The sequence below is a fragment of the Streptomyces sp. NPDC093252 genome, from assembly GCF_040683675.1.
Taxonomy (GTDB): domain Bacteria; phylum Actinomycetota; class Actinomycetes; order Streptomycetales; family Streptomycetaceae; genus Streptomyces.
On the sequence record NZ_JBFBEM010000008.1, the window covers coordinates 401,535 to 415,570 of the forward strand.

8 protein-coding genes and 1 pseudogene are annotated in these 14,036 nt (G+C 75.3%); 4 read left to right on the forward strand and 5 right to left on the reverse strand.

The features are described from left to right. Position 1: 1 nt before the first annotated feature. From AB0O01_RS19580 to AB0O01_RS19600, 5 genes and pseudogenes are all read right to left on the reverse strand, one after another. Positions 2 to 877: a biotin-dependent carboxyltransferase family protein gene (locus AB0O01_RS19580; RefSeq protein ID WP_365314890.1), complete on the reverse strand. Its 876-nt coding sequence runs from the start codon at positions 875 to 877 to the stop codon at positions 2 to 4. A gap of 200 nt (positions 878 to 1,077) precedes the next feature. Then, positions 1,078 to 1,677: pseudogene (locus AB0O01_RS19585) on the reverse strand (allophanate hydrolase subunit 1); the annotation flags it as partial. After that, positions 1,674 to 2,453: a 5-oxoprolinase subunit PxpA gene (locus AB0O01_RS19590; RefSeq protein WP_365314956.1), complete on the reverse strand. Its 780-nt coding sequence runs from the start codon at positions 2,451 to 2,453 to the stop codon at positions 1,674 to 1,676. The gene AB0O01_RS19590 and the pseudogene AB0O01_RS19585, both read right to left, overlap by 4 nt. A gap of 221 nt (positions 2,454 to 2,674) precedes the next feature. Then, positions 2,675 to 3,541, reverse strand: coding sequence for a putative hydro-lyase (locus tag AB0O01_RS19595; RefSeq protein ID WP_365314958.1), 867 nt, complete (start codon positions 3,539 to 3,541; stop codon positions 2,675 to 2,677). Between the two features lie 17 nt (positions 3,542 to 3,558). After that, positions 3,559 to 4,878, reverse strand: a complete 1,320-nt coding sequence (locus tag AB0O01_RS19600; protein ID WP_365314892.1) for an MFS transporter — start codon at positions 4,876 to 4,878, stop codon at positions 3,559 to 3,561. 180 nt (positions 4,879 to 5,058) lie between these two features. Here AB0O01_RS19600 and AB0O01_RS19605 point away from each other — a divergent pair, with 180 nt between their 5' ends. The 4 genes from AB0O01_RS19605 (at position 5,059) to AB0O01_RS19620 (ending at position 14,020) form a co-directional block, all read left to right on the forward strand. Then, a complete protein-coding gene (locus tag AB0O01_RS19605; RefSeq protein ID WP_365314894.1) occupies positions 5,059 to 5,748 on the forward strand; it encodes a GntR family transcriptional regulator in 690 nt (229 codons plus the stop codon). A 468-nt stretch (positions 5,749 to 6,216) separates the two neighbouring features. Then, positions 6,217 to 7,743: a hypothetical protein gene (locus AB0O01_RS19610; RefSeq protein WP_365314895.1), complete on the forward strand. Its 1,527-nt coding sequence runs from the start codon at positions 6,217 to 6,219 to the stop codon at positions 7,741 to 7,743. Positions 7,744 to 8,114: 371 nt separating this feature from the next. After that, entirely contained in the window at positions 8,115 to 9,005 is an 891-nt protein-coding gene (locus AB0O01_RS19615; RefSeq protein WP_365314959.1) for a hypothetical protein, read from the forward strand. 167 nt (positions 9,006 to 9,172) lie between these two features. Further along, positions 9,173 to 14,020, forward strand: a complete 4,848-nt coding sequence (locus AB0O01_RS19620; RefSeq protein ID WP_365314896.1) for a hypothetical protein — start codon at positions 9,173 to 9,175, stop codon at positions 14,018 to 14,020. Positions 14,021 to 14,036: the final 16 nt, after the last annotated feature.

Here is a 14,036-nt window from a genome sequence, read left to right on the forward strand (position 1 = left end):
CTCAGCGGCGTCGCCGCCCCGCGCGGACGAAACGGACCGGTGTTCCCGGGCGGGCCTGGGCCACCGCCGGGAGGTCGGCCCCGGTGACCACGGCGATCACGGGGTAGCCGCCGGTGGTCGGGTGGTCGGCCAGGAAGACCACCGGGCGGCCGTCCGGGGGCACCTGCACCGCGCCCAGGACCAGCCCCTCGCTGGGGAGTTCCCCCGGGACGGCCCGCTCCAGGGCGGGCCCCTCGGTGCGCAGCCCGATGCGATTGCTGGCGGGGGAGACCCGGTACGGGCGCGTGGTGAGGGTGTCCAGGGCGGAGTCCGTGAACCAGTCGTGGCGCGGGCCGGGGGTGATCCGCAGGACCAGTTCGGCCGGGGGCCGCGGCTGCGGGGCCACGTCCACGCGCGCGGGCGGCCCGCTCACCGGGCCCAGGGGCAGGACCGTACCGTCCGCCAGGGGCGGTGGGCCGAGGCCGGAGAGCAGGTCGGTGGAACGGCTGCCCAGGACCGGCTCCACGGCGACACCGCCGGAGACGGCCACGTAGCCGCGCACCCCGGCGACCGCAGCGCCGACCTCCAGGAGCGCCCCCGCGGGGACGCGCACGGGCGCCCCCCAGGGCGCCGGACGGCCGTCCACCGTGACCGGGCTGGGGGCGCCGCCTACCGCCGCGACCAGCGGCGAACGCGGGCGCAGGGCACAGCCGTTGAGCGTGGTCTCCAGGACCGCCGCGTCGACGGGGTTGCCGACCAGCCGGTTGACCAGGGCCGCGGCGGGTGCGTCGAGCGCCCCCGAGCGCGGCACGCCCAGATGCGCGTGTCCGGGGCGCCCCAGGTCCTGCACGGTGGTGAGCGCTCCGGCGCGGACGACGGCTAGCGCGCGGTCGGTCATGGGGCGTCCGGGGTGGGGGTTGTTGCCTGTTCAACAGCGAGTTCCCTTGGGGCCGGATGCCGGGGGGCCGGGTCCCTTGGTACCGGGTGCCTTGGTGCCGATTGCCCTGGCGCCGGGGCTCCGGGCGGTCCTTCGGGCGTCCGCCTTGCCGATCCCGCCCTCGGGTCCTCCGCCCGCTCCTCCGCCCCCTCCTCCACTGCGACGAACCGCACCCGCGTCCCCGGTGACAGCAGGGCGGCCGGTACGCGCGCGTGGTCCCACAGCACGGCGTCCGTCGTCCCGATGAGCTGCCAGCCACCCGGCGAGGAACGCGGGTACACGCCCGTGTACGGCCCCGCCAGCGCCACCGAGCCCGCCGGGACGGCCGTGCGCGGGGTGGCCCGGCGCGGGACGTCGTAGCGGGCGGGCAGGCCCGTCAGATAGCCGAAGCCGGGTGCGAAACCGCAGAACGCCACCCGGAACTCGGTGCCCGCGTGGATCCGGGCCACCTCGTCCGGGCCGACACCCCAGTGCGCGGCGACAGCGGCGAGGTCGGGACCGTCGTAGCGCACCGGCACCTCGACGGTCTCTCCGGTGCGCGGGGGAACCGGCGGCACCGCGGTGCCGGACAGTTCGGCGGCCAGCCGGGACGGATCCGCGAGCCCGTCCAGGAGCACCGTCCGCGCGGCGGGCACGATCTCGCGCACGGCCAGGGTCCCCGCGGCGCGGCGCCGCACCAGTTCGGCGTGGAGCGCCTGCGCCTCCTCGCCGGACCCGACCTCCACGAGCAGCGCGTCCGTGCCCACAGGCAGCGCCCTCACGCGAACGCCTCCACCCGCACCCCGGACTCCTCCAGGCGCCGCCGGACCCGCCGGGCCAGCTCCACGGCGCCCGGCGTGTCGCCGTGCAGGCACAGCGAGCGCGCCCGCACCTCCACAACGGCACCGTCCTGCGCGACGACCGTGCCGGAGCGCGCCAGGCCCACCGAGCGCTCCACCACGGCGTCCGGGTCGGAGACCACCGCCCCGTCCCGCCCGCGCGGCACGAGCGTGCCCAGGGGCGTGTAGGCGCGGTCCGCGAACGCCTCGGGGACGGCGGGGAGCCCGGCCTCCGCGCCGAGGGCGAGCAGCCGGGACCCGGGCAGGCCCAGGACAGGCAGGGCACGGGCGGCCCGCCCGGTGCCGCCTCTCGCGAGGAGCACGCCGTCGACCACCGCGGCGGCCTGCTCCTCGTCGTGCACCACACGGTTGTAGAGCGCCCCGTGCGGTTTGACGTACGCCACCCGGGCGCCCGCGGCCCGCGCGAACACCTCCAGGGCGCCTATCTGGTAGGCCACTTCGGCGGTCAGCTCGGCGGGCGGCACGTCCATGGCGCGCCGCCCGAATCCGGCCAGGTCCCGGTAGGAGACCTGGGCGCCGATCGTCACCCCCCGCGCGACGGCCTGCTCGCACACCCGGCGCATGGTAGCCGCGTCCCCGGCGTGGAAGCCGCAGGCCACATTGGCGCTGGTGACGACCGACAGCAACTGCTCGTCGTCGGTCAGCCGCCAGCGGCCGAAGCCCTCACCGAGATCGGCGTTCAGATCGATTGCGGTCACGGTCATGCTGGGGCGTCGCTCCTTCGGACCGGCTTCCGCCGGACGGGGTTCTCCCGGCCGACCGGTTCGGTGTCGGCTGGTTCTGTACGGCTGATTCTGTGCGGCTGTTTCGGCTTGGCCTGCGCCGGATTGGATCGGTCGGGACTGGACTGCTCGGGATTGGATTGGTCGGGGTGGAACGGTTCGGCGTGGAACGGCTCGGGTTGGGACCGCTTCGGATCTCACCCCACCCGGTACTGCTCGTCCCGCGCGTCGGTCAGGAACATCTGTCCCGGCGCGTGGGTGATGGCGAAGGGCGGGCGGGACGCCGTCACGGCCGCCTGGGGGGTCACCCCGCAGGCCCAGAACACCGGGATGTCGTCGGGACCGGCGGTCACCGGGTCGCCGAAGTCGGGCCGGGCGAGGTCCGTGATGCCCAGCACCGAGGGGTCGCCGCAGTGCACGGGACCGCCGTGCACCGCCGGGAGCAGACTGCTCTCCCGGATCGCCGCCGACAGCCGCTCCGGCGGCACCGGCCGCATCGACACCACCAGGGGCCCGCTCAGCCGCCCCGCCGGACGGCACTCCCGCGCGGTGACGTACATCGGCACATTGCGCCCCTGTTCGACATGGCGGATCGGCACCCCGGCCGCCGACAGCGCCCACTCGAAGGTGAAGCTGCACCCGATCAGGAACGTCACCAGGTCGTCCCGCCAGTGCCCGGTGACATCCGTCGGTTCGGCGGCCAGCCGGCCGTCCCGCCAGATCCGGTAGCGCGGCAGATCGGTGCGCAGATCCGCGCCCGGGGCCAGCACCGTGCCGAAGGACCCGGCGTCCGTCACGTCCAGCACCGGACAGGGCTTCGGGTTGCGCTGGCAGAACAGCAGCATGTCGTACGCCCAGTCCGCGGGCACGGCGATCAGGTTCGCCTGGGTGTGCCCGGCGGCGACCCCGGCCGTGGGCCCCGACACGCCCGAACGGAAGCGGGAGCGGGCCGTTGCCGGGCTCCACGCGCGCGCGTCCGGGTGCACGAGGGCGACGGGGCGGTCCGTCCGGCGGCCGGGGGACCGGCGGGACCGGCGCCCCTCGGGGTGCGGGCGGCCGTCCAGGCGTGTGTGTGTCCGGTTCACACCAGCTCCTTCCCGCGGGTCTCCGGCAGCCCCAGCAGGGCCAGTGCCGCGAGACCGTAGCCGATCGCGCCGAAGACCAGCGCGCCGCCCACTCCCCAGCTCTCGGCCAGGAAGCCGACCGTGGTCGGGAACACGGCCCCCACCGCACGGCCCGTGTTGTACGTGAAGCCCTGCCCGGTGCCGCGCACGGCCGTCGGGTACAGCTCGCTCAGGAAGGACCCGAAGCCGCTGAAGATGGCCGACATGCAGAACCCGAGCGGGAAACCGAGCACCAGGACCAGGGTGTTGGCGCCGCTCGGGATGTTCGTGTACGCCAGGACGCAGACCGCCGACAGCAGGGCGAACAGCCAGATGTTGCGCCGCCGGCCCAGCCGGTCGGTGAGATAGCCGCCGGTCAGATAGCCGAGGAAGGCGCCGGAGATCAGGAACGTCAGATAGCCCCCGGTGCCCACCACCGACAGATCCCGCTCGGTCTTGAGATAGGTCGGTACCCAGGTCGCCAGCGTGTAGTAGCCGCCCTGGACGCCGGTCGAGAGCAGCACCGCGAAGAGCGTGGTGCGCAGCAGACCCGGTCGGAAGATGGCCGAGAACGACCCCCTGAAGGTCGCGTTCCGGGCGCTCTTCTCCCGGACGGCGGCGGCCTCGGGCGCGTCCTGGACGCTGCGCCGCAGCCAGATCACCAGCAGGGCGGGCAGCGCGCCGGTCCAGAACATCACCCGCCAGGCCAGGTCCTCGTCCAGGAACGAGAAGAGCATCGTGTAGACGATCACGGCCAGCGCCCAGCCGACCGCCCAGGAACTCTGGATCGCGCCCAGCGTGCGCCCCCGGTGCTTGGCGCTCGCGTACTCGGCGACCAGGATCGCGCCGACCGCCCACTCCCCGCCGAAGCCCAGCCCCTGGAGGGCGCGGAACAACAGCAGCGTCTCGTAGTTGGGCGCGAAGCCGCAGGCCACGGTGAAGACGGCGTAGGTGATGACGGTGATCATCAGCGCCTTGACCCGGCCGATCCGGTCCGCCAGGACGCCCGCCAGGGCGCCGCCGATCGCCGAGACCACCAGCGTGACGGTGGTGAACAGTCCGGTCTGCCCGCTGTCCAGACCGAAGTAGGCGGCCAGCGCCACCATGCTCAGCGGCAGCGTGAAGTAGTCGTACGAATCCAGCGCATAGCCGCCGAACGCGCCGCCGAAGGCGCGTCGCCCCCGGGGGCCGAGGGCGCGCAGCCAGCCGAAGGGGCCGTCGTCGCCCCCGGTCTTCCCGCCGGGCGCGGGGGCGGTGTCGGTGGCCGGTGCGGGTGGGGACGGAGGGGTCGTGCTCATGGGCACCTCGCAGAGGGAGGACGGAGGGTGCTGGGCGATGAGCAGTGCCGTGCGGGAGCGGGCACCGCCCCGCGGGCGGGGTGGTGCCGTTCATGCCATGGGCAGCAAGGTAGAGGATCGTTGAACGATCCTTCAATACCCATGTTGTTTCGTTCAGGTATCTGCGATTGAATTCCGGGCATGGCAGAGCAGCTCACGGGACTGGCCGACGACCGCGCGCTCCTGGGGCGCACCAGCACCGCGGAACGGGTCTCGGACATCCTCAGAAGCCGCATCGCCGAAGGCTTCTTCCCCCCCGGCACCCGCCTGTCCGAGGACGGCATCGGCGGGGCCCTGGGCGTCTCCCGCAACACCCTGCGCGAGGCGTTCCGGCTGCTCACCCATGAACGCCTGCTGGTCCACGAACTCAACCGGGGTGTCTTCGTCCGGGTCCTGACCGTCGAGGACGTCGAGGACATCTACCGCACCCGCCGCCTCGTCGAATGCGCCGTCGTCCGCGGCCTCGGCGACCCGCCCTACGACGTCACCGGCCTCGCCGACGCCGTCACCGAGGGCCGGACCGCCGCGCGGGACGGCGACTGGAAGGGGCTGGGCACCGCCAACATCCACTTCCACCGGGAACTGGTCGCCCTCGCCGCCAGCGAACGCACCGACGAACTCATGCGCAGCGTCTTCGCCGAACTGCGCCTCGCCTTCCACGTGGTGGACGACCCACGTGCCCTCCACGAGCCCTACCTGGCGCGGAACCACCAGATCCTGGAGACCCTGGAGGCGGGAGACCGCGACGAGGCGGAACGCCTGCTGGCGACCTACCTGGAGAACTCCCTCGACCGAGTGGTCGAGGTCTACCGCCGCCGGGTGCAGTCGTAGCAGCCGATCACCGCCCCGATGCCACCGGTCGCGCCGGTCGCGCAACGCCCTTGCTTCTCGGGGGCGCGGGGATCTGGGCGAATCGGAGGGCGCGGGGATCTGCGCGTTCTTGACGATCGCGAGGGCCTGCGCGCTTTTCAGGGGCGTGGGCAACGGCGCGCTTCTTGGGGCCGTGGGGATCTGCCCGCTTTGGAGGGGTGCGGGACCTGCGCGGTCTTCAGGGCTGCGGGGGCCTGGCGCTTGTGAGGGCCGCAGGGAACGGCGCGTTCTCGGGGGGCGCAGGTAGCTGCGCGATTGCGAGGGGCACGGGGAACCGCGCGTTCTGGAGGGGCGCGGGGAACCGCGCGACCAGCTCCCACTCACCCGCACCCGATCAACCCCCTCCACCACCCCCGACCCCACCCCACCCCCAGCGGAGCGGAAATCCCCTTTCGGCCGTTGTCAGACCCAGCGCCTAATCTGTGCATCGTGACTTCACCCGCGACACCGGACACCGCTCCGCCGCAGCTCAGCCCGGGGCCCCGCCCCGCGGTCGGCCCCGCCGCCGACGAGGGCCTGGCCCGCCGGCTGCGCGCCCTCGCCTGCACCGCCCCGCTGCACGACCTGGACGCCCGCAAGGCCAACCTCGCGGGCGAGTACTCGGTGTACGGCATGGCGGAAGTCGCCCTCGCGGCCATCGACCTGGTCACCCTCACCATGGACTTCGACACCGGCGCCGACCACGACCAGGTGGTCGCCCGGCTCATCCCCCGTATCGCCGCCCAGGCCCCGCGCCGCCTCGTCGCCGAGCACGAGCGGGTGGCCCGCTGGGTGCTGGAGAACCTGATCAACGTCGGCAGTGTCGACCGCGGCTTCCGCGCCGTCTACGGCACCTTCGCCCCGGACGGCACCTACGTCCGCCGGGACTACGACTTCAAGCTGATCGAGGAGGTCCCCGGCCCCGGCGGCAGCGTCTATCTCCGCACGACGGACGAGGCGGTCAACGTCCTGGTCGGCGCCCTCGACACGGATGTCACCAGTGCCCAGATCGCCGCCGAGGTCAAGCTGGAGGTGCTGATCAACCGCGGCCGGCTCGCCGACGCCCAGCTCGCCGCCGAACAGGCCCGCTACCGCACCGTGCAGTACTCGGAGTCGCTGCGCCGCGCCCTGGAGGCCACCCGGCGCAATGTCCGCGCGGTGGACTGGCTCGCGGCCGTCCCCGACATGATCGCCGAGGCCCTGGACCATGTGGCGGACCGCTACCGCCACGAGAACGCGATCCTGACCAACATCCGTCGCGCCCGCGACGAGTCCGAGGACCCCGAGCAGAAGCGCCGCGCTGCCGAGCTGGTCGACATCGTCAAGGACTGCATCCGCCGCCACACCCAGCTCCAGTCCCGGCTGCTGGAGGCGGGCCCGCTGTTCCGCGCCGAGCAGGACCGCCAGGCGTTCGCCCCACCGGCGCCGACCGCCGGGATTGACCTCTACGGCCAGTTGATCGCCCCGGCGCTCCCGCTGCCCGTCCAGAGCGCGGTCCGGGTCACGGACGCGTTCTTCCGGCGCGGCACCGGGCTGCGCACACCGGTGTCCGTGCGGGTGGCCGACCTGGTCGACCTGCTGTTCACGCCGCCCGTGGAGCGGGAGCACCTGGGCGCCGAGATGCCCGAACCCGACCTCATCGCCACGCCGGACGACAGCCGGTTCAGCGAGGAGCAGCTCGCCGCGGCGACCGAGCTGCTGGACCTTCCGCCCGACGCCCCGCGCCGCCTCTCCGGGCTGCTCGCCGAGGCCCGGCGCGTCGACTCCGAACTGCCGTACCTGGTGGCCCTGATGGCGGTCCACGCGGCCAGCCCGGCGGTCGGTACGGCCTACCGGCAGGGCGAGGAGAAGCTGCTGTTCGCCGTGGACGACGGGACCGAGCTGGACGACTGGGAGTTCGGCGGCGCCGATCTCATCGTCGGCACCGCGCTCCTGGATGCCGCCGGGATGGCCGCGGACCGGACGGAGGCGGCATGACACCTCCGACACCGAACGCGCGCGACACCAGGACGCCCCACTGCGTCGCCGCCCCGACTCCCGCCTCCGGGGCGCTCCACCACGTCGCCGCCCCCAGCCCCGACCCCGGGACGCCCCGCCGTGTCGCCGCTCTCACCCGCGACTCCGGGACGCCCCGCCGCGTCGCCACCCCCACCCGCGCCCCCCACGCGGGCGCCGCGCAGCTCACCGGGATCACGCCACCCCGCACCGTAACCGAGCCCCTCGCCGCCCCACCCCGCACCGCAGCCGAGCCCCGAGCCGCCCAGCCCCGCACCGCGGCCCTCCAGTCCCGCACCGCGGCCCCCCAGCCCCCCCACCGCAGCCGCCCCGCACCGCAAGGAGCCCCGACCGTGAGTGACCACGCCGACCGGCGCGACGCGGACAGCGGCGGCGCACCCCGTACCACCGCCGCCCCCCTCACCCCCTCGGACACCGCCGACGCCGCCCGGCTCGTGGCGTTCGGGCTCCAGCCCAAGGTGCAGCCCGCCCGCGACCAGGAGTACGCGGAACTGCTGCGCCGCTACCGCGACGACCCGCCCTTCGCCCGGCTCGCGGACGCGGTCGCCACCGGCCTGGGGCTGATCGTGCTGGAGGTGTCCCCGCGCGCGGGGATGGCGGTGACGGCCGCCGAGGACTCGCTGTTCGCGGTCCGGATGGGCGACTACGCGCGCCGGACCGCCGCCGACTCCGGCGACCGCTTCCTGCACGGCCTGGCCCATCTCGCCGTCGCCGCGATGGCGTTCCCGCGCCCCGAGGACCTCGCCGACGACGGCTACATCGGCCGGGTCTCGGTCAACGGCGTCGACACCTTCGTCCGGCAGGCGTGCCGCCGCCTGGAGGAGCGCGCCGAGGAGACCGGCGAGAACACCGACCCGGCGAGCGACGCGCCCGGCCTGGAGGCCGCCTGGCGGATCTGGGCCAGACGCAGCGCCACCGGAGCCACCAAGGACGCCCGACGGCTGGCCGGTTCCACCACCGGCATCATCGGCAAGGCGGTCGCCTTCCTCACCGACTCCGGCTTCCTCCAGCGCACCGGCGACGACCACGGCGGCACCTACCGCACCACGGCCCGCTACCAGTTGCAGGTCCGCGACATGGCGGGCGGCGCGGCCATGGCCGAACTCCTCGACCTGGGCATCGTCCCGGTGACCGACGGCACCCCCACCCTGCTGCCCGCCCGGGACGGCGACGACCTGGACCTGGTACCCGACGCCGGCCTGCCGTTCCACGCCACCCCCTGAAACCCGTACCGGCCCCCCACCCGCTGCTCCCTTCCCGCGCCTCCGCCCCCCGACCACTCGCCGAAACCCGACCACCAACCCCCCCTCAAAAAAGCCAACCACCCCCCACCTGATCCACCCGTCAGCTCCCGCGAACTGACACTGACGACGAATCACGAGAGTCCGCCATGTACGAGCTGTCCCGGGTCCGCCTCTACTCCATCGGGCCGGCCGGTGCGCGCTATGCCGACACCGTGCTGGACCTGCGCGGAGTGGGTGCCGTCGTGCCCGATCCCGCGCCCACCCAGGCGGAGTTCTTCGAGGAGGAGCCGGTCGGCCCGCCCCGCCGCCCCGCGCCCGCGGGGGTGCTCTTCCTGGAGAACGGCGGCGGCAAGTCCGTCCTGCTGAAGCTGATCTTCTCCGTGATGCTCCCCGGGCACCGCAACACCCTCGGCGGCGCCAGCTCCGGCGTGCTGCGCAAGTTCCTGCTCGCCGACGACTGCGGGCATGTGGCGCTGGAGTGGCAGCATGTGCTGACCGGCGAGTGCGTGGTCGTCGGCAAGGTGAGCGAGTGGCGCGGACGCCAGGTCTCCACGGACCCGCGCAAGTTCGCCGAGGCGTGGTACTCGCTGCGCCCCGGACCCGGCCTCACGCTGGACAATCTGCCGGTCGCCGAGGCCACCGCCGTCCGCCCGCCCGCCGAGGGCGCCTCCGGCGCGCAGGGCCGCCGCCGCACCATGAAGGGCTTCCGCGACGCCCTCACCGAGGCCGGCAAGGCGTACCCGCACCTGGAGGTGCACTGGGAGGACATCCACGACCGCTGGATCGAGCACCTCGGCGACCTCGGCCTCGACCCCGAACTCTTCCGCTACCAGCGGGAGATGAACGCCGACGAGGGCGAGGCGGCCGGACTCTTCGCGGTCAAGAAGGACTCCGACTTCACCGATCTGCTGCTGCGCGCGGTCACCGACACCCGGGACACCGACGGACTCGCCGACTTGGTCGGCGGCTTCGGCAACAAGCTGGGCCGGCGTGCCGAGCTGATCGCCGAACGCGACTTCACCGCCGGGTCCGTCGACCTCCTCGGCCGGATCGTGGAGGCCGCCCGGGTCCGCTCCCGCGCGCGGGACATCCACACCGCCGCCGAGCGCCGCACCCGCACCCTCGCCCGGCGGCTGTCCGCGCGCGGCGCCCGGGAGCGGGACCGGGCCGCCGACCTCGCCCAGCGGGTCACCGCCGCCGCCCACGCCGTCACCCACGCCGAGAACGCGCGCGAGCGCAGCGCCCTGATCACCGCCGAACTCGCCTACCGGCACGCCTCCCTGGCGTTGGCCGGAGCCGAGAAGTCCGCCGCCGCCCAGAAACGCGAACTGGCCGACGCCCGCACCCTGCACGCCGCCTGGCAGGCCGCCGAGGCCGTGCTGCGCCACCGCGCCGCCGCCGACCGGGTCGCCCGGGTCACCACCGCCATCCAGGAGGCCGAGCGGGACGCCGCCCCCGCCCTCGCCGCCCGCACCCGGGCCGCCGTGGACCTCGTCCGGGCCCTGCACGCGGCGGCCGGGCGCGCCGAGGCGCTCGCCAACGAGGGCGAGGAGCGCTCCGCCGCCCTCCAGGAGGCCGGGGAGAGGGCCCACCGGGACGCGACGGCCGCCGCGACGGACGCCCAGCGCGCCCGCAGCGAGGCCGGGCATCTGCGCCAGCGCCTCACCGAGGTCGAGCAGGAGACCGCCGAGGCGGTCCGCGCGGGCTGGCTCGACGACAGCGCGCCCGACGCCGACCCCGCCCGCGCGGCCCTCGCCGCGAGCGACGCCGAGAAGTCCGCCGTCGCCGCCTGGGACACCGCGCGCGAGGCGTCCCGCCGGGCCGGTGAGCACGCGCGCGAGACGGCGTCCACCGAGTCCCGCGCCGAACTCACCGCCGCCCGCGCGGCGGACGCGGCCTCGGCGGCCGAGCGGTCCCACGAGGCGGAGCGGCGGCTCGCCGAGTCGCTCGCGGCCGAGGAGCGCCTCGCCGATCTCCTGGGACTACCGGGGCTGCCGGGGCTGCCGGGGCTGCCGGGGCCGCCGGGACCCGCGGCCACCGGCGCGGGCGTGGTACCCGGCCCCCGCGCGGGAGCCCCCGGGCTCCGGACGGCGACCGGCGCGGGCGCCGCCGCCGCCGACAGCGGCCCCGGCGCCGCAGCCGCCAAGGACACGGGACCGGACGGGGCGACGGGACCGGACGGGGCCCACCCCGGCGGCCGGTCCGGCGCCGCCCCCCTGCGCCCCCGCTCCGAGGACCCCCTCACCGCCGAGGAACTCGACCGCTTCGCCGACGAGTTGCGCACCCTGCTCGACGACACCGTGTCCGCCGCCGAGCGGCAGTTGTTCGAGCTGCGCACCGCCGCCGCCGACGACTCCCGCATCCTCGGCGCACTCGGCGACGGCGGGCTGCTGCCGCCCGGCCCCGATGTGCTGGCCACCGTCGAGTACCTGGGCGAGCACGGCATCCCCGCCCTGCCCGGCTGGCGCTACCTCGCCCAGGCCGTCGACCCCGCCGACCACGCCCGCGTGCTGGCCGCCCGCCCCGAACTCGTCGACGGCGTGATCATCACCGATCCGGCGTCCCACGCGCGCGCCCGCGACACCCTCGCCGAGGCCGCCCTGCTGCCCCGCTCCGCCGTCGCCGTCGGCACGGCCGCCGCCCTCCTCGCCCCGACACCCCCGGCCGACGGGGGCGCCGGCGGCGACAGCGGCGTCTTCCTCGTCCCGCCCAACCCCGCCATGCACGACGAGCACGCCGCCGACGAGGAACGGCAGACCCTGCGCGCCCGCGCCACCGCCCGCGACGAGGACATCCGCACCCTCGCCGCCCGGCTCGGCAAGGACCGCGAACTGGCCGCCCGCCTGGCGTCCTGGCGCACCGGCTGCCCCGCCGGACGCCTCACCGAACTGGCCCGGGCCGCCGTCGACGCCCGCGCGTTCGCCGAGGAGTCCGAGGCGGAGCTGGCCGAGGCGCGCACCGCGCGGGCCGAGGCAGAGGAGGCCGCCGCCGAGGCCGCCCTGGTCCGTGACGAACGCCAGGAGGCCGCCCAGCGGGCCCGCCGGGCCGCCGACGCCCTCGCCGGACTCGCCTTCCGGCTGCGCGAACGCGCCGGCTGGCAGGTCAAGCTGCGCGAACTCGCCGACGACGCCGCCGAGTCCGAGGCCCGCGCCCAGAGCTGCCTGGAACGCGCGCGGGCCGCCGACGAGGACCGCCGCGCCGCCCAGCGCGCCGCCGACGACGCCCGCCGCACCGCCCGCGCCCTGCGCGCCGAACGCGCCGAGATCGCGGGCGCCCCCGACGACGTTGCCGACGGCGACCCCGCGAAGGCCGACGGCGGCCCGCCCAAGGCGGCGCTCCCGGCCCTCCGGGAGGCGTACCGGGCGGCGTCCCAGGTCTACGAGAAGGTCGGGGTCGGCGCCGATCTGCGGGCCGAGCAGGCGCGCGCGGAGAGCGACGAGAGCGGCGCCCGCGCGGAGCTGGACCGGCTCAGCAACAAGGTCCGCACCCGCGCGGAACAGCTCCTCCAGTCGCCCGACGGCTCCGACGGCCCCTCCCGGCAGGCCGCCGCCGCCCGCGCCGAGGAACTGGTGCAGCTCCTGGAGACCCGGATGTCCACCGCCAGCGAGCAGCTCGGCCGGCTGCGCGGCGAGGCCGAGCGCCACGCACCCGAGGACGGCGACGCCCACACCGACCTGCCCGGCGAACTCCTCCCGCGTGACGCCGAGCACGCGCAGGCGCTGCTGCGTACCGCCGCCGCCGAACTCGCCGCCCGCACCGGGGCCCGCACCGAGTCCCGCGAGGCCCACGCCGAACTCCTCGACGCCCACCGGGCCGCCGAGGACGGCGCCGGAGGCTTCGACGAGACCGCCGCCCTCCTGCGCGACCTGCTGCGCGAACCGTCCGCCGCCGATGAGGAGCGCGACGAGCCCGAGCCCTACCCCGGGAGCCTGGAGGAGGCCAGGCACTCCGCCGCCGAGGCCCGCCGCTCCCTGCGCGGCTGCGCCGCCGATCTGTCGGCCGCCGAGACCGGTGTCCGCGAGGCCGCCGACATCCTCGTACGGCATGCCAACTCCACCCGCTACGAGCAGGTGCGCACCCCCGCGCGGCAGCAGATCCGGGAGCTGCCCGCCGCCGCCCTGCCGGAGCACGCGCAGAAGTGGGCGGACGCGTTCGCGCCCCGGCTGCGGGTGCTGACGGACGAGCTGGCACAGCTCGAACGCAACCGGGACTCGATCGTGGACCGGCTGCGCGGCCTGGTGGAATCCGCGCTGGCCACCCTCCGCTCCGCCCAGCGGCTGTCGCGGCTGCCGGAGGGGCTGGGGGAGTGGTCCGGGCAGGAGTTCCTGCGGATCCGCTTCGAGGAGCCCGACCAGGCGACCCTGACCGAGCGCCTCGGCGAGGTCGTCGACGAGGCCACCCGCGCGGCCGTCCGGAAGAACTCCGATCTGCGCCGCGACGGCATGTCCCTGCTGCTGCGCGGGGTCGGTGCCGCCCTCCAGCCCAAGGGCGTCGCCGTCGAGATCCTCAAACCGGACGCCGTGCTGCGGGCGGAGCGGGTGCCCGTGGGCCAGATGGGTGATGTCTTCTCCGGCGGCCAGCTCCTCACCGCCGCCATCGCCCTCTACTGCACGATGGCCGCGCTGCGCTCCAACGACCGGGGCCGCGACAAGCACCGGCACGCCGGGACGCTCTTCCTCGACAACCCGATCGGCCGCGCCAACGCCACCTATCTCCTGGAGCTCCAGCGGGCCGTCTCGGACGCCCTGGGCGTCCAGCTCCTCTACACCACGGGCCTCTTCGACACCACGGCCCTCGCGGAGTTCCCCCTGGTCATCCGCCTCCGCAACGACGCCGATCTGAGGGCGGGCCTGAAGTACATCAGCGTGGAGGAGCATCTGCGGCCGGGCCTGCCGCAGCAGCCGCAGGCGGGGGAGACCGTCCGCAGCGAGATCACCGCGACGAGAATGTTCAAACGCCCGGCGCCGACACCGTCCCGCACAGGAACCGGCTGACGGCCCTCCTCGACGG

Coding starts and splice junctions, on each gene's coding strand:
- AB0O01_RS19580 (WP_365314890.1), bottom strand. CDS start 877: ATGACCGACCGCGCGCTAGCCGTCGTCCGCGCCGGAGCGCTCACCACC.
- AB0O01_RS19600 (WP_365314892.1), bottom strand. CDS start 4,878: ATGAGCACGACCCCTCCGTCCCCACCCGCACCGGCCACCGACACCGCC.
- AB0O01_RS19605 (WP_365314894.1), top strand. CDS start 5,059: ATGGCAGAGCAGCTCACGGGACTGGCCGACGACCGCGCGCTCCTGGGG.
- AB0O01_RS19620 (WP_365314896.1), top strand. CDS start 9,173: ATGTACGAGCTGTCCCGGGTCCGCCTCTACTCCATCGGGCCGGCCGGT.